Below are 15,178 nucleotides of genomic sequence, written 5' to 3'. Positions count from 1 at the left end.
TTAAAAGCTGCCCTACATCGGGTGTATTGAGTGACAACACAAGCCTGATAGCCCGCGACGGATTCCGTAACTTGTAGGGTCGGATTCATCCGACCGGCAGCTTAAAAGCTGCCCTACATCGGGTGTATTGAGTGACGACACAAGCCTGATAGCCCGCGACAGATTCCATAACTTGTGGGGTCGGATTCATCTGACCGGCAGCTTAAAAACTGCCCTACATCGGGTGTATTGAGTGTCGACACAAGCCTGATAGCCCGCGACAGATTCCATAACTTGTAGGGTCGGATTCATCCGACCGGCAGCTTAAAAGCTGCCCTACATCGGGTGTATTGAGTGACAACACAAGCCTGATAGCCCGCGATAGGTTCCTTAATTTATAGGGTTCCGGCAGCGTGAGAACGGCCCCACAACAGAGAAGGTGAATAGCCTTTATCTCTTTCCCGCATGCCTTCGTGAACAGCCTAAAGATATGTTTTAACTAACGATGTGACAGAAAAAGCGGATAACGCTAGACGAGATGATGATCAGGAGAAGGCCCTACAGTCATAGGCTTTTTCTATAACAGCAGGGCCTCAAATAACGATCAATGTATGAGATGAAACTTAAGCCATGCTCATAACAACACCCAGCAGTGCAATGATGCCACCCGAGGTGCGCAATAACCGATCAAACCGATAGTTCAGCATCACCTTACCCAATCCGGCACCGACCAGTTGAATCAGTCCACTCGCCATCAGTATGCCCGCAACCGTCGTGAGCATCGCACCGGCACTTTCAGCACCCATGGCACCACCATGTAACAGCGCAAAACTGGCGACTAGCACCGAACTGATCGCCAGATTAAATTTGAATACCGCAGATAACATCAAACCCAACACCACCACCGACAGCAGAATGCCCTGCTCCACAAACGCCAGAGTGAAACCGCTCATCCCCAGCACCGCGCCCGCCAGCAGACTGCCCCCAAACACAGCGGGCAGTACACGCAGATGTTTACCGCCCATACGCACAGCAATCAGACCGACCGCTAGCATCATCAACAGATGGTCCAGCCCGGTAAACGGATGCAGAAAACCCTGAACCAGCCCCGCGCTATCGCCCCCTGTATGCGCAAATGCCGGCACCGACAGTGAACCTACCAGCGCAGCCACCAGCCCTTTGGAGATCAATTTGTTATTCATAGCCTTACTTCCTCTATCTCTTTAATTCAGTGCTTAAACAACCGCTTTTGCCGGTGGAATCTGTTTTGCGTCCAACATACCTTCAGCGATGATAAAGTTAATAATGTCATCCAAGCCTTGTGCCTGTTTCAGGTTGGAGAATACAAACGGACGTTCCCCGCGCATCCGACGCGCATCCACATCCATCACCTCCAGCGAAGCACCGACCAGCGGTGCCAGATCGGTTTTGTTGATGATCAGCAGATCAGACTTGGTGATTCCCGGCCCGCCTTTGCGTGGAATTTTGTCGCCCGCGGATACGTCGATCACATAAATCGTCAGGTCAGACAGCTCCGGACTAAACGTCGCACTGAGATTATCACCACCGCTCTCGACAAACACCACATCCAGCTCGCCATGACGCGCGACCAGCTGATCAATCGCCGCCAGATTCATCGACGCATCTTCACGAATGGCCGTATGTGGACAACCGCCGGTTTCCACACCGATAATTCGGTCCTCACTCAACGCTTCGTGATGAGTGAGGAACTTGGCATCTTCCTGTGTATAGATATCGTTGGTCACCACGGCAATTTCATAATGTTCGCGCAACGCGGCACACAAGGAACGCAACAGTGCGGTTTTGCCGGACCCTACCGGGCCGCCCACACCAACGCGCAATGTTTGTTTAGATTTCTGCATAACAAGACCTCTTCAGGATCTGAATAATCGTGAATATTGTTGTTCGTGTAACGCACTGGCGATGGCCAGTGCGGGCAAACCGGCACCAATCTGATCTTCTGTCAGGGATTCAGCCGCTTGCAGTGCACGGGTTAAAACGGGTTGTAACTCACCGAGTAAAAGCTGCGCTTGTGTCTGCCCTAGTGGGACCAGCTTGGTCGCGGCTGCCACCTGGTTTTCCAACCATGACCAGCTAAAGCCCAGTGCCGCAGTTTGATAGTTGATCTGCCAATGAACCGCAGCCACCGCAAACAGGGTGATAAAACTCACCGCTTCACCGCGCGCAAAAGGCAGCGGGATCTCCAGACTGGTCATCAAGCGCCCCAGCGCTTCACCCATCGCGGTATCAGTGAGTCGCAGTTCTTTAGTTTCGCGGCAGGCCAATGCCAGATCATTCAACCGCTGCAATGCCTGAAAATCCTGCTCGGCGGCAGCCGCCATCATCAGACGTAACAGCGGCAGATCCACCTGAGCCACTGAATGCAGCAACTGCGTCTCCAGCCAGCCTTCGACCTGCGCCTGATTCCGAATCCATCCGGTATCGATGACGTATTCCAACCCTTGCGAGAAGGCATAACCTCCCACCGGCAAACTCACACTGCTCAGTTGCAGCAACCGCAGCAGGGCATGATCAGTGGTGGTGATGTCCATGACTGTAGGCTCCGGATTCTGGGACAAACACCTGCTCTTCATGACTCACCACCAACCCCAGCAGTACCAGCATCTCTTCCAGCACATGGTCAGGCTTGATACGTAACCAACGCTCACCCACTTCAATTTTCACGTGGCGATTGCCCAGGTGATAACAAGCACGGGCAAAGGTATGCCAGTCGTCACAGGTCGCATGGGCAACGGTTTCCACCGCACCTTCCACTTTGACGTAACGACCACACTGGGTTTTCAGGAACTCACCCACCAACAGTGGTTTGCCACGCTCCAGAAAGACACGGACCTCTTCACCTGTTTCACTGGTGAGACGTAAACGCCCCCGATCTCGCTGCTCATGGCTGAGTACCACCACCGCATCGGCGGCGTGATGGCAGTGAGTACCCAGACGCTCATAGATTTCTAACATTGTTCTTCCTCTTTCAACGTCTCTACAGGTTTCAAAACAAGGTATAGAGCTGCGCCAACGGCAACCTCTCAGCGGGTTCGCAGGACAGCAATTCACCGTCTGCGCGCACTTCATAGGTTTGCGGATCAACCGTGATATCCGGCATCCAGTCGTTCAGAATCATGTCTGCTTTACTGATATTGCGGGTATTTTTGCAGGCGGATAAACGACGTTTAAGCCCCAGAGATTCGCCAATGTTATTGTCCAGTGCGGCCTGAGATACAAAGGTGACGCAGGTATGCGCAGGTGCCTGACCAAAGGATGCAAACATCGGGCGATAGTGCACAGGTTGCGGGGTGGGGATAGACGCATTGGGATCACCCATCTGCGCGGCGGCGATCATGCCACCTTTCAGGATCATCGTGGGTTTCACGCCAAAGAACGCCGGTTTCCACAACACCAGATCAGCCAGTTTGCCCGCTTCAATCGAACCGATCTCATGGGCCAGACCGTGGGTGATCGCCGGATTGATGGTGTACTTGGCGATATAGCGTTTGGCGCGAAAGTTATCCGCGCCTAACGCCAGATCTTCGGCCAGCAGACCAAACTGGGTTTTCATTTTATGAGCGGTTTGCCACGTACGGGTCACCACTTCACCGACTCGCCCCATCGCCTGCGAATCGGACGAGATCATGCTAAACGCCCCCCGATCGTGGAAGATATCTTCTGCAGCGATGGTTTCTTTACGAATACGCGAGTCCGCAAAGGCCACATCTTCCGGGATATTGCTGTCGAGGTGATGACACACCATCAACATATCCAGATGCTCATCCACCGTGTTGTGGGTGTAAGGACGGGTTGGATTGGTCGAGGACGGCAATACATTCGGATGCGCGCAGGCGCGGATAATATCCGGTGCATGCCCGCCGCCCGCGCCTTCCGTATGATAGGTATGGATCACCCGATCTTTAAACGCGCCCAGCGTGTCATCAACAAATCCGGATTCGTTCAGGGTGTCGGTATGGATCGCCACCTGCACATCGTATTTTTCCGCCACACTCAGACAGCAATCGATCGCGGCAGGCGTGGTGCCCCAGTCTTCGTGCAGCTTCAGGCCGCAGGCACCGGCTTCTAACTGTTCTTCCAATGCCTCAGGCAAGCTGGCATTACCCTTACCTAAAAAGCCCAGATTCATCGGCATGCTGTCAGTCGCCTGAAGCATTTTGCCCATATTCCACGGACCCGGCGTACAGGTTGTTGCATTCGTGCCGGTGGCTGGACCGGTGCCACCACCAATCATGGTGGTCACACCCGACATCAGCGCTTCTTCAATCTGCTGCGGGCAGATAAAGTGGATATGGGCATCGATACCACCCGCGGTGATAATCGATCCTTCCCCCGCAATCACTTCGGTGCCGGGACCGATCACAATATCAACGTTGTCCTGCACATCAGGATTGCCCGCTTTACCGACTTTATAGATACGGCCTGCTTTCACTCCGATATCGGCTTTCACAATGCCCCAGTGATCAAGGATCAGCGCATTGGTGATCACCAGATCCACCGCTACATCATTGGTGACCTGACTCTGCCCCATGCCGTCACGGATCACTTTACCGCCACCAAACTTCACCTCATCGCCGTACTCGGTGAAATCCTTTTCCACCTGAATCCAGATATCGGTATCTCCCAAACGCACACGGTCGCCAGTCGTTGGGCCAAACATCTGCGCGTAACTGCTGCGATCCATACTGCTCATGCTGAATCCTCCGCCACCAACGAACCCATCACATCACCACGAAAGCCATAGATAGTCTTCGTGCCCGCATACTCCACCAGCTCAACCTCACGGCCCTGACCGGGTTCAAACCGAACGGCCGTGCCCGAGGCAATATTCAGGCGGTAACCCTTGGTTTGCTCACGTTCAAAATTGAGGGATGGATTCACCTCGTAAAAGTGATAATGCGAGCCCACTTGAACCGGACGATCACCGCTGTTTTCCACCCGCAAGGTGAGCGTTTTACGGCCCACGTTCAGTTCGATACGGCCCTCTGCGGCCTGTATTTCACCTGGAATCATTGCTTGTCTCCTTAATTCCCACACACCCATGCACGGGCGGATCAGTTGATCGGGTTATGCACCGTGACCAACTTGGTGCCGTCAGGGAAGGTCGCTTCCACCTGCACCTCGTGAATCAGCTCGGGTACCCCGTCCATCACCTGATCGGCGTTAAGCAGGTTTTTACCAAAGCTCATCAACTCAGCTACGGTTTTACCGTCACGGGCACCTTCGATGATCTCCATGGTGATAAAGGCCATCGCTTCGGGATAATTCAGTTTCAGGCCACGGTTTAAGCGGCGCTCCGCCAACAGTGCGGCGGTAAACACCAACAGCTTGTCTTTCTCTCTTGGTAACAGTTCCATCACTCACCTCTTTCGCTCGCTAGCGCTGCGGTGTCGGTTCAAATTAGGTATTTCAGGTCGCCCAGATACGCGGCTCACAGCCAGACCGCTGCAACAGTTCGGGACGTATCCGGTGCCAGCAGCGGGTAAACAACAAACGCGCTTCTTCGGAGCAATCGCCGAGATACCGAACCTGCAAAAATTCAGCGTTCAGACTGACCGCTGCCAGCGCCGGACGTCTGATTCCATCACATTCGGCTCGCACCCCATCCAGCAACACCTCAACACTCTCAGCATCATCAAACGGACCCGCCACTAACAGCGCATTCACACTATGACCGGCCAAGCCCGCCGTCGCGTTCGCAACCGTTTGCTGCTCTTCCAACCGCAGGTTTTCCCGCACCTTGAGCCGCCCTTTGCGGAAGATCTGTAAACGCTGATCCATCTCACCGGAGTCAAACGGTTGCCCACTGGCTTTCAGACCCAAACAGGTAATTTCCCAGCCAATGAAGTGGCTCTCTTCCGCCAGATGCACATCCATATTCAGGCGGGTATAAGCACCGGGATAGATAATGTTTTCCAGCGGCAGCCATTCCAGGGTGCTGTTCGGGTGCAGCTGAAGGTTGATCCCCTGCTGCTGTAAGGTTCGATCCGGGCGCGCCCGATAGACTCGCCCCGCACCGGGTGTGGTAATCAGCGCATGTGCACCGTCAGCCACCGTCACACTAATCTGCAGATCATCACCGGAGACCATGCCCCCGGGGGGATGCAACAGATACAGATGCGCCAGCTCACGCCCTTCCGGGTAAAACGCTTTCTGCACGTACAAAGGTCCCCGGTGCCTGCACGTTTTCAGCACCGTACCACGCACCGTTTTTGCCAGTCCCAGCGATAGCTCTGCCTGCCAGCACCCCGCTGTGCTTTGGGATTCCTGATCAGATGTGATCACCGCTCGATTGTTCATACGCAGCCCGCTATACCGCCAGATACTGACGGATCAGCTCTTCACTCAGATTCGCCATCTGGTCGCTGGCAACCACGCGGCCTTTCTCCATCAGGCGGAACTCTTTACCCACCCGACGGGCAAAGCCCAGCTTCTGCTCCACCAGAATCACCGTCAGCCCCTCTTCCTGATTGAGCTTGAGGATCACATCGCCAATCTGTTGCACGATGTTGGGCTGAATCCCTTCGTTGGGTTCATCCAGAATCAGCACTTTAGGCTCCAGCACCAGAGCACGACCAATCGCCAGCTGTTGCTGCTGACCACCGGACAGGTCACCCCCGCGCCGGTGCAGCATCTCTTTTAATACGGGAAAGAGTTCGAAGATCTTCTCGGGAACCTCTTTCGCTTTGTCTTTTCGAATCGGCAAGCCAATCCGCAGATTTTCCTCGACCGTCAGCATGGGGAAGATATCCCGTCCCTGCGGTACATAGCCGATACCGGCAGGGGCACGATACTCAGCCGGTTTGTTCTGCAACGGCTCGTCGTTCAGCAAGATGTCGCCACTTTGCACCGGCAACAAGCCCATCAGACATTTCAGCAAAGTGGTTTTACCCACCCCGTTGCGACCCATAATGCAGGTGCAGGAGCCGGGTTTAATATCCAGATTCAGATCCCACAGAATCTGCGTGCCGCCGTAACGCTGGTTGAGGTTGGAAATAGAGATCATGGCGCTTCTCCCAGATACACTTCGATCACATCAGGGTTGTTCTGCACCTGATCCATAGTACCCTCTGCCAGCACATGACCCTGATGCAGCACAGTCACGGTACGGGCGATACTGCGTACAAATTCCATATCGTGTTCCACCACAATCACCGTGTGCTCACCCGCCAGCGAGGTCAGCAACTCAGCGGTACGGTCCGTTTCCTGTGCTGTCATCCCTGCAACCGGTTCATCGATCAGCAGTAAACGCGGCTCGGCGACCAGCAACATACCGATCTCCAGCCACTGTTTCTGGCCGTGGGATAACGCACCGGCTTGCATGAAGCGCTGCTCTTTCAGTCCAATCACGCCCAAAACATGATCGATCAGATCGATCTCGCTGGGGCTCAGTTTTGCAAACAGGATCGGTAAGACCGCTTTGTGCTGTTTCAGCGACAGTTCAAGATTGTCGAACACGGAATGCGCTTCGAACACGGTGGGTTTCTGGAACTTGCGTCCAATACCCAGCTGCGCGATATCCGCCTCGTCGTGTTGCAACAAGTTGATACTCTGACCGAAATACACGGTGCCGGAATCACACGGCGTCTTACCGGTGATCACATCCATCAGCGTGGTTTTACCCGCGCCGTTGGCACCGATCAGGCAACGCAGCTCGCCATCATTCACATACAGATTCAGGTCATTGAGGGCTTTAAACCCATCAAAGCTCAGATTCAGACCTTCCACATACAAAATGACGTTGTGGGAGACATCCACCGCGGGCTGGTCATCTTCCAGATAGGACCACACCCGATCACGGCGCATGACCTCACGAATATTATTCAGCGTGTTCATGCTTTGCCCTCCTCAGCAATGCCCGATGATTGCTCTGCGACCGCTGCCTTTTTCTGCGTCAGCTTCTTAAACAGCCCCACCAAACCTTGCGGCAGGAACAGCGTGACCAGCACAAACAACGCACCCAGCGCAAACAACCAACCGTCCGGCATAATGGCGGTGAACTTGGTCTTGGCGTAGTTCACCAGTAAGGCACCGACAATCGCACCGATCAGCGTGCCACGTCCGCCCACCGCAACCCAGATCACGATCTCAATCGAGTTCAGCGGAGAGAATTCACCCGGATTGATAATGCCCACCTGCGGTACGTAAAGCGCACCGGCAATGGCAGCAATCGCAGCGGAATAGACAAACAACCAGACCTTGTAACGTTCCGTGCGATAGCCCAGAAAACGGGCACGGCTCTCACCATCGCGGATAGCGACAATCACCTTGCCAAGACGGGATTGCAGAATCTTGTGACTGATAACAAAGATCACCGCCAGCAAGAGTGCGGTAATCGCAAACAGCGCCACCCGGGTGTTATCCGATTGCAGATCAAATCCAAGGATGTCTTTGAAGTCGGTCAGACCGTTGTTGCCACCAAACCCCATCTCGTTACGGAAGAACGCCAGCAGCAATGCATAGGTCAGCGCCTGTGTCATGATCGACAGATACACCCCGGTCACACGGGAACGGAACGCCAGCCAACCGAATACAAAGGCCAGTACACCCGGCACCAGCAGCACCATCAACATGGCGAACCAGAACTGATCCATACCCGACCAGAACCACGGCAGTTCCGTCCAGTTGAGGAACACCATAAAGTCCGGTAGTTCAGGATTACCGTAGACACCCCGATCACCGATCTGACGCATCAGATACATGCCCATGGCGTATCCACCCAGCGCGAAAAATGCACCGTGTCCCAGACTCAGAATGCCGCAATATCCCCAGATCACATCTACGGCCAATGCCAGCATTGCGTAACACAGATATTTGCCCAGCAAGGTGATGGTGTAGGTGCTGACGTAGAACACCGAATCCTGCGGCATCAACAGATTGCCCGCGGAGGCCAGTACCGTCAGGATCACCAGAATGGCAACGAATGGAGCGACTTTACTGTCGCCGTGCAGGCGACTAAAACGCATTAATTGATTCATTCTGCGGCCCTCCCTTTCTGCGGGAACAAGCCCTTAGGACGTTTCTGAATAAAGAGGATGATAAATACCAGTACGAAGATACTGGCGAGTACAGCACCGGTGACCGGCTCCAGGAATTTGTTGGCGATACCTAGTGAGAATGCCGCCACCAGCGTGCCCCAAAGGTTTCCAACGCCACCAAACACCACCACCATAAAGGAGTCGATGATGTAGGCCTGCCCCAGATTCGGCCCGACATTGGTCAGCTGACTCAATGCAACACCGGCGACACCCGCGATACCCGAACCCAGACCAAAGGTCATCGCATCGACCCAATCAGTACGAATACCCATCGCTTTCGCCATATTTCGGTTCTGCGATACAGCACGGACGTTAAGCCCCAGCGAGGTCTTACGCAGGATGATCAGCAATAGGCAAAAGACCAACAGCGCAAACGCCAGAATATATAAGCGGTTGAGGGTTAAACTCAGCACCGGATTGATATCCAGCGAACCACTCATCCACTCCGGTGTTGCCACCTGACGGTTCAGCGGAGAGAACACCGAACGCACCAGCTGCTGCAAGATCAGGCTGATACCAAAGGTCGCCAGCAAGGTTTCCAACGGACGTCCGTGCAGGAAGCGAATTACGCCCCGCTCAATCATCACACCCACCAGACCGGATACCAGAAACGCCAGCGGAATCGCCACCCACAGGGAGTATTCAATCGCATTGGGCATCATCAGCTGCACCACATAGGTGGTGTAGGCGCCCAGCATGATCATTTCGCCGTGGGCCATATTGATCACGCCCATCACCCCAAAGGTGATCGCCAGACCAATCGCCGCCAGCAACAGCACCGAGCCAAGACTCAAACCAAAAAACAGCTGATCAACAAAGTCATAGACTTCGATCCGTTGATTGATCGAATCCAGCGCCTTGTTCGCCGCCGCTTTCACTTCCTTTTGTGGATCGTGCGCCGCCAGTGCGGTCAGTCGGTTACGGACATCATTTTCCAGACTGTCCGCCAACACGTTAACGGCGGCCAGTCGCTCCGCTGCCACCGTCGATTCGGTTTGGTGCATCGCCAGCGCCAGATCCATCATCGCCTGCACGTCGCGGTTTTCTTCCGATAAGCGAGCATCCTGAATCGTCGCAACCGTAGAAGCATCCAAATCACTCAGCAGAGAACGTACTGCCGATAAACGCTGCTCAGCGTCGGGATGGCTAATCTGCAGACGGGCAATCACACCGCGCAGATACACGCGCAATCGATTGTTCACACGTATTTTTTTAATCTGTTTTTTGGTCAGATCAGAGAGCGGTTCGGCGGTAAACGGATCTTCGATGACAGCATCGCCGTTCACTTTTTTATAACCCACCACCTGTTTACTGGTTTTTACAAAATACAGCTCACCCGCCAGCATCGTCTTGAACAGTGGCAACACGTTTACGCCACCGACCTGTTCAAGCTGTTTCAATACGGGCAGTGCCTTGGACAGTTTTACCTGTGTCAGCTCCAGCAACAGGGATTCTGTCGTCACCGACGATCCCGCTGCTGAAGCAGAGGAAGAAGTTTGGGCAGAGTGTGTGAATTCAGCTGCCTGAACGGAGATAAATGACGCAGCCAAAAAGCAGCAAACTATCGCTAGCAAGCGTCTCATGGATCTTCTCCAAAATAGGGTTTGCTCGGGAAACATAAGCAAAAGAAAGAGAACGTGGCGCCCGACAGTCCATCGGGTGCCACATGGGGCTACGTACCTGCGATAAACAGATCACGTAGCAACTGCGAGGGATACCGCTTATTTAGCCTGAGCAACACACGCCTGAGTCTGGGTGTTGTAGTTGCCGCATTTCACCGGAGAGGTCCAGTCAGAGATCAGATCTTTAGAACCCGGCAGGTAGTCGGACCATGCATCACCCGGTACAACACCTTCCGTCTCCCAAACCACTTCCAGCTGACCGTCATCCTGAATCTCACCGATCAGTACCGGCTTGCTCAGGTGGTGGTTCTTGTTCATCACTGCCGTGCCGCCTGTCAGGTTAGGGGTTTCCTGACCGATCATCGCCTGTTCAACCGCATCCACTTCGGTAGAACCTGCCTTTTTCACCGCATTTGCCCACATGTTGAAGCCAATATAGGTCGCTTCCATTGGGTCATTGGTCACGCGATCCGCACTGGTGAAAGCTTTCCATTTATTGATAAAGGCGGAGTTCGCTTCGTTATCAACACTCTGGAAGTAGTTCCATGCAGCCAGATGGCCAACCAGTGGTTTGGTATCAATACCGGACAGTTCCTCTTCACCAACAGAGAACGCAACAACCGGGATATCTTCAGAGGATACGCCCTGGTTACCCAACTCTTTGTAGAACGGAACGTTGGCATCACCGTTGATGGTAGAGACCACAGCGGTCTTTTTGCCGGCGCTGCCAAACTTCTTGATATCAGAGACGATAGACTGCCAGTCGGAGTGACCAAACGGCGTGTAATTCACCATGATATCTTCGTCAGCCACACCTTTAGACTTCAGGTATGCCGCCAGTATCTTGTTGGTGGTTCGTGGGTAAACGTAATCCGTACCCGCCAGTACCCAACGCTCGACGCCCAGCTCGTCCGCCAGATAATCCACCGCAGGGACTGCCTGCTGGTTTGGCGCTGCGCCGGTGTAGAAGACATTTTTGGAAGACTCTTCACCTTCGTACTGCACCGGGTAGAACATCAAACCGTTCAGCTCTTCAATTACCGGCAAAACAGACTTACGGGATACCGACGTCCAGCAACCAAAGATCACATCCACTTCTTCCTGAGTCAGCAGCTCACGCGCCTTTTCTGCAAACAAAGGCCAGTTTGAGGCAGGATCAACCACCACCGCTTCCAGCTTCTTGCCCAGCAGACCCCCTTTCTTGTTCTGCTCCTCCACCATCATCAGGACCGTGTCCTTCAGCGTGGTTTCACTGATCGCCATAGTCCCAGACAGAGAGTGCAACACGCCCACTTTGATCGTATCGCCTGCCACCGCACTGATGCTGATAACAGAAGCGCCCATTGAGAGTGCAATACCGGTCACGATGCTTTTGATTTTCATACCTGATCTACCCTTCATTTGAGAATTGGTTACATCACACGGCTCCGCTTACACCTTGCTGCGAAACGGTTTTGTATTGCATCCAGACTATTGAATATGGGCGATTGCGGGTATCGGGCGATTAACGCAGACAGGTACGTCATTTGACGTATAGGGGCGAAGTGCAAGCAGTGCGTGTGCCCTCACCCACTGTATGGATTCCCACGGAGGACCATGGGAACCAGTATACGCAGTCAGACCACCTCACTTCTCGTTCCCATGCCCCGCGTGGGAATGCAGACGGTGATACAGGTTAACCGCAGCAATACAGCAGTGATATACAATGTATCACTGTAGCCGTTTGTGAATTTCCACCGAGGCGCGTGAGAAACAGAAACAGGGCTCGTACCAACATATTGGATTGCCAATGAACAAAGACAGCATTGAAAAAGAGATAACGTCTGCTTTTGTAGGAGTCACGCTTGGAAACGGAATCGGTCTGTGGGAAGCACAAGCGATTGATGACTATGAATCCAAAGACGTGCAGGTTAAAAACCGCGAAAGAGACCAAAAAGAAGACTGGAGAGCGCTCAATTATGATGACTTACAACGCTGTCATAGCAGCCTTTCTTTTTTTGATGCGGACGGAATGCGATTTCATCTACCCGCCTTCATCATTGGCAGCATCAGAAATGAAGTAGACGACCCCATATTTCATCTTATTCAGCCAGATGAATACTCGATATCCAGATTCAGCACACTAAGTAACATCCAACGCAAATCAGTGGTGATGTATTTGAAATGGTGCCTTGAAAACGATGAGTATGCGTTTGATCATCCTTCCATTAAGCATGTGCTTAACGACTATTGGGCAAAGGAATCGAACAAGTAAAACGCCTTGGGCTACTCCACCGATAGTAACCTCAACGCCACTCCCGCCGCCGCTGTGCGATTTTCAACTCCCAGTTTGGGAAAGATCTGTTCCAGATGTTTATTCACCGTACGCGGGCTCATCTCTAGTATCTCTGCAATTTCACGATTGGTTTTGCCATTGGCGATCCAGTGTAAGACTTCAGACTCCCGTTCGGTGACGCTCAGTTTGATCTTGAGCAGGCTTGCTCCGGTAGGACGCTCACCATCGATCAGACGCACCAGCACCTCGCCGTTGTCATGCATTGCCACGAGCTTAAGTTCCAGTGGATAGGATAGATGGCGTAATTTTAGTGCCTGCTGCTGCGCCAGTTCCGGAGTTTCCAGCCACTGGTTGATCTGAGCGCCCAGATGTTTATTTTGCCAGTCCAGATCGACCTGCGCTTTCGCCAACAGTGCATAGGCCTGTGGTGTGCCCCACTGAACTTCACCGCTAGGGTTCACCGTCATCAGGTGTTGGCCGCTGTCATCCAGCGCGGAATGCACACTCACGGTCTGACGGGCATTAGCGAGATGCACTTTCATCCGCGCCAGGAGTTCGCTCGGGTTTATCGGCTTAGTCAGGTAATCCACCCCACCCGCTTCCAGACCTTTCACCACATCACGGGTATCGGTCAGGCCGGTCATAAAGATCACCGGAATACTCGCCAGAGCGGGATCAGCCTTGAGTGCCCGACAGGTATCGAATCCGTCCATGTTCGGCATGATGGCATCCAGCAGGATAATGTCGGGGCGAATCCGCTGCGCGATCGTCAGCGCCTGACGCCCTTCCAGAGCGACCAACACATCCATCCCCGCCTGCTCCAGCGCATCGTTGATCAGACTCAGCGCATCCGGCGAGTCATCCACCACCAGTACAATCTCTTTCCCTATCGCTGTGTTCATGTCGACTTTGCCTCAATATAGTGTGCGAGTTTTTCCAGCTGGAAGCTGTCAGTGAGCTGTTTCAAATGGCTAAACACCTCAGCGTTCAGCAACCCTTCCTGTTCGATTTGATTCAGACTGACGTTCACGCCCTTTCGATAACCCATCTCCGCAAACGCTTTCAGTTCCAGCAATAACGCGTGCTTAGGCAGAGTCACTCCAGGTTCTAACGCGTTAACCGTTGGGGTTGGTGCAGTTACAGCCGCCGTTGGCTCTGCGGTTTCCACATTGCGATAGATCCATTCCAGTTCCAGATGCTGGGCGGCCTTGTCCAGCAGGATATGATTGCTGACCGGTTTGATCAGATAGTCGTCGTAGCGATGCTGATAGTCGATAGCACGGTTACTCTCCTGCGCATCGGCAGACAGCATCACAATAGGTGCAGAAACTCCCCGTGTTCGGAGAGTTTCTGCCAACTCCAGTCCGCTCATACCGGGCATGGAGATATCCAGCAGAAACAGATCAGGCCGCACGGAATCCAATAACTTCAGGCAACTGGGCGCGTCATGTGCCTCCAGTGTATTAAAGCCCAGAGGCACCAGCAGATCGGCCAATAGCCCCCTTAGCACGGGATCATCATCCACCAGACAGATAGTGCGCTGATAACCTTCATAACCGATCACCGTTTTCAGCTTGGTCTCACCTGCTACCGCCTGATCCACTGTTGCCTGATCCACCCACGGCAGCAACAGGCTGACGCGAAACTCAGTGCCCTCGCCCACCTGACTTTTTACCTGTAGATCACCGCCCATAATTTCCGTCAGCAGCTTAACAATAGTGAGCCCCAACCCCGTCCCCGGCAGGTTGGCGGTTTCGGTATTGCGCACCCGTTCAAAGGGATCAAAAATACGCGCCAGATTCTCTTCATCAATCCCCGGGCCGGTATCCCGAATACAAAACTCGGCCACCTGATTGCGGTAGGTAATCTCGAAATCCACCTGCCCCTGGGGAGTGTATTTCACTGCATTCGAGAGCAGATTGATCAATATCTGACGCAGGCGTTTTTCATCGGTGATGACCAGATCAGGCAGCGGGTTGTGAATCTGACATCTGAGACGCACATTTTTGTTCGCTGCCTGCACACTGAACATCTGAGACAGCTGATCAATCAGCTCGGGCAGCTTGGTCTGATTACGAAACAGGTCCAGACGCCCCGCTTCGATTTTAGAGATATCCAACAACCCTTCGATCAGATCCGTCAGATACTGTCCGCTGCGGTGGATGATTTTCAGACCCCGTTTATGCTCTTCCGCCATATCCTGCTTTTCAGATAACAGCTGG

At 53.5% G+C, this 15,178-nt stretch carries 16 protein-coding genes; 1 reads left to right on the top strand and 15 read right to left on the bottom strand.

Annotated features, from left to right (window positions below; genetic code table 11):
• Positions 1-602: 602 nt before the first annotated feature.
• The 13 genes from ABYW01_RS03760 to urtA all read right to left on the bottom strand — a co-directional run bounded on the left by ABYW01_RS03760 (position 603) and on the right by urtA (position 12,064).
• Entirely contained in the window at positions 603-1,181 is a 579-nt protein-coding gene (locus ABYW01_RS03760; RefSeq protein ID WP_372831194.1) for a HupE/UreJ family protein, read from the bottom strand.
• Between the two features lie 33 nt (positions 1,182-1,214).
• Positions 1,215-1,862 carry an urease accessory protein UreG gene (gene ureG, locus ABYW01_RS03755; protein WP_372831193.1) on the bottom strand — a complete coding sequence of 216 codons (648 nt, stop codon included), beginning with the start codon at positions 1,860-1,862 and terminating at the stop codon, positions 1,215-1,217.
• Between the two features lie 12 nt (positions 1,863-1,874).
• Entirely contained in the window at positions 1,875-2,552 is a 678-nt protein-coding gene (locus ABYW01_RS03750; RefSeq protein WP_372831192.1) for an urease accessory protein UreF, read from the bottom strand.
• Positions 2,533-2,976: an urease accessory protein UreE gene (ureE, locus tag ABYW01_RS03745; RefSeq protein WP_372831191.1), complete on the bottom strand. Its 444-nt coding sequence runs from the start codon at positions 2,974-2,976 to the stop codon at positions 2,533-2,535. Before ureE ends, ABYW01_RS03750 begins: the two co-directional genes overlap by 20 nt.
• Positions 2,977-3,007: 31 nt before the next feature.
• A complete protein-coding gene (gene ureC, locus ABYW01_RS03740) occupies positions 3,008-4,714 on the bottom strand; it encodes an urease subunit alpha (RefSeq protein ID WP_372831190.1) in 1,707 nt (568 codons plus the stop codon).
• A complete protein-coding gene (locus tag ABYW01_RS03735; protein WP_372831189.1) occupies positions 4,711-5,034 on the bottom strand; it encodes an urease subunit beta in 324 nt (107 codons plus the stop codon). Before ABYW01_RS03735 ends, ureC begins: the two co-directional genes overlap by 4 nt.
• A 41-nt stretch (positions 5,035-5,075) precedes the next feature.
• Positions 5,076-5,378, bottom strand: a complete 303-nt coding sequence (locus ABYW01_RS03730; RefSeq protein WP_372831188.1) for an urease subunit gamma — start codon at positions 5,376-5,378, stop codon at positions 5,076-5,078.
• Between the two features lie 52 nt (positions 5,379-5,430).
• Positions 5,431-6,321, bottom strand: coding sequence for an urease accessory protein UreD (locus ABYW01_RS03725; protein ID WP_372831187.1), 891 nt, complete (start codon positions 6,319-6,321; stop codon positions 5,431-5,433).
• A 10-nt stretch (positions 6,322-6,331) separates the two neighbouring features.
• On the bottom strand, positions 6,332-7,027 hold the full coding sequence (urtE, locus tag ABYW01_RS03720) for an urea ABC transporter ATP-binding subunit UrtE (RefSeq protein WP_372831186.1): 696 nt from the start codon (positions 7,025-7,027) through the stop codon (positions 6,332-6,334).
• A complete protein-coding gene (gene urtD / locus ABYW01_RS03715) occupies positions 7,024-7,857 on the bottom strand; it encodes an urea ABC transporter ATP-binding protein UrtD (RefSeq protein WP_372831185.1) in 834 nt (277 codons plus the stop codon). Before urtD ends, urtE begins: the two co-directional genes overlap by 4 nt.
• Positions 7,854-8,999, bottom strand: coding sequence for an urea ABC transporter permease subunit UrtC (urtC, locus tag ABYW01_RS03710; protein WP_372831184.1), 1,146 nt, complete (start codon positions 8,997-8,999; stop codon positions 7,854-7,856). Before urtC ends, urtD begins: the two co-directional genes overlap by 4 nt.
• The gene (gene urtB, locus ABYW01_RS03705) at positions 8,996-10,642 is read right to left on the bottom strand and encodes an urea ABC transporter permease subunit UrtB (RefSeq protein ID WP_372831183.1); all 1,647 of its coding nucleotides are present in this window, start codon (positions 10,640-10,642) and stop codon (positions 8,996-8,998) included. Before urtB ends, urtC begins: the two co-directional genes overlap by 4 nt.
• A gap of 138 nt (positions 10,643-10,780) precedes the next feature.
• Positions 10,781-12,064, bottom strand: coding sequence for an urea ABC transporter substrate-binding protein (urtA, locus tag ABYW01_RS03700; RefSeq protein ID WP_372831182.1), 1,284 nt, complete (start codon positions 12,062-12,064; stop codon positions 10,781-10,783).
• 406 nt (positions 12,065-12,470) lie between these two features.
• On the opposite strand from urtA, the gene ABYW01_RS03695 reads away from it, so the two are divergent.
• A complete protein-coding gene (locus ABYW01_RS03695) occupies positions 12,471-12,935 on the top strand; it encodes a DUF6714 family protein (protein ID WP_372831181.1) in 465 nt (154 codons plus the stop codon).
• An 11-nt stretch (positions 12,936-12,946) separates the two neighbouring features.
• Here ABYW01_RS03695 and ABYW01_RS03690 read toward each other — a convergent pair whose 3' ends face one another.
• Positions 12,947-13,858, bottom strand: coding sequence for a response regulator (locus ABYW01_RS03690; protein WP_372831180.1), 912 nt, complete (start codon positions 13,856-13,858; stop codon positions 12,947-12,949).
• On the bottom strand, positions 13,855-15,178 hold a 1,324-nt coding region (locus ABYW01_RS03685), incomplete at its 5' end, for an ATP-binding protein (RefSeq protein WP_372831179.1). The genes ABYW01_RS03685 and ABYW01_RS03690, both read right to left, overlap by 4 nt.

The sequence above is a fragment of the Pontibacterium sp. genome (genome assembly GCF_041587635.1).
GTDB lineage: Bacteria > Pseudomonadota > Gammaproteobacteria > Pseudomonadales > Balneatricaceae > Pontibacterium.
Note: the sequence above shows the minus strand (reverse complement) of the source record. Positions and strands in the feature narration are given on the sequence as shown.

What these genes read in the sequence shown, in the direction of transcription:
- ABYW01_RS03760 (WP_372831194.1), bottom strand. Translation starts at nt 1,181, where the DNA reads ATGAATAACAAATTGATCTCCAAAGGGCTGGTGGCTGCGCTGGTAGGT.
- ureG (WP_372831193.1), bottom strand. Translation starts at nt 1,862, where the DNA reads ATGCAGAAATCTAAACAAACATTGCGCGTTGGTGTGGGCGGCCCGGTA.
- ABYW01_RS03750 (WP_372831192.1), bottom strand. Translation starts at nt 2,552, where the DNA reads ATGGACATCACCACCACTGATCATGCCCTGCTGCGGTTGCTGCAACTG.
- ureE (WP_372831191.1), bottom strand. Translation starts at nt 2,976, where the DNA reads ATGTTAGAAATCTATGAGCGTCTGGGTACTCACTGCCATCACGCCGCC.
- ureC (WP_372831190.1), bottom strand. Translation starts at nt 4,714, where the DNA reads ATGAGCAGTATGGATCGCAGCAGTTACGCGCAGATGTTTGGCCCAACG.
- ABYW01_RS03735 (WP_372831189.1), bottom strand. Translation starts at nt 5,034, where the DNA reads ATGATTCCAGGTGAAATACAGGCCGCAGAGGGCCGTATCGAACTGAAC.
- ABYW01_RS03730 (WP_372831188.1), bottom strand. Translation starts at nt 5,378, where the DNA reads ATGGAACTGTTACCAAGAGAGAAAGACAAGCTGTTGGTGTTTACCGCC.
- ABYW01_RS03725 (WP_372831187.1), bottom strand. Translation starts at nt 6,321, where the DNA reads ATGAACAATCGAGCGGTGATCACATCTGATCAGGAATCCCAAAGCACA.
- urtE (WP_372831186.1), bottom strand. Translation starts at nt 7,027, where the DNA reads ATGATCTCTATTTCCAACCTCAACCAGCGTTACGGCGGCACGCAGATT.
- urtD (WP_372831185.1), bottom strand. Translation starts at nt 7,857, where the DNA reads ATGAACACGCTGAATAATATTCGTGAGGTCATGCGCCGTGATCGGGTG.
- urtC (WP_372831184.1), bottom strand. Translation starts at nt 8,999, where the DNA reads ATGAATCAATTAATGCGTTTTAGTCGCCTGCACGGCGACAGTAAAGTC.
- urtB (WP_372831183.1), bottom strand. Translation starts at nt 10,642, where the DNA reads ATGAGACGCTTGCTAGCGATAGTTTGCTGCTTTTTGGCTGCGTCATTT.
- urtA (WP_372831182.1), bottom strand. Translation starts at nt 12,064, where the DNA reads ATGAAAATCAAAAGCATCGTGACCGGTATTGCACTCTCAATGGGCGCT.
- ABYW01_RS03695 (WP_372831181.1), top strand. Translation starts at nt 12,471, where the DNA reads ATGAACAAAGACAGCATTGAAAAAGAGATAACGTCTGCTTTTGTAGGA.
- ABYW01_RS03690 (WP_372831180.1), bottom strand. Translation starts at nt 13,858, where the DNA reads ATGAACACAGCGATAGGGAAAGAGATTGTACTGGTGGTGGATGACTCG.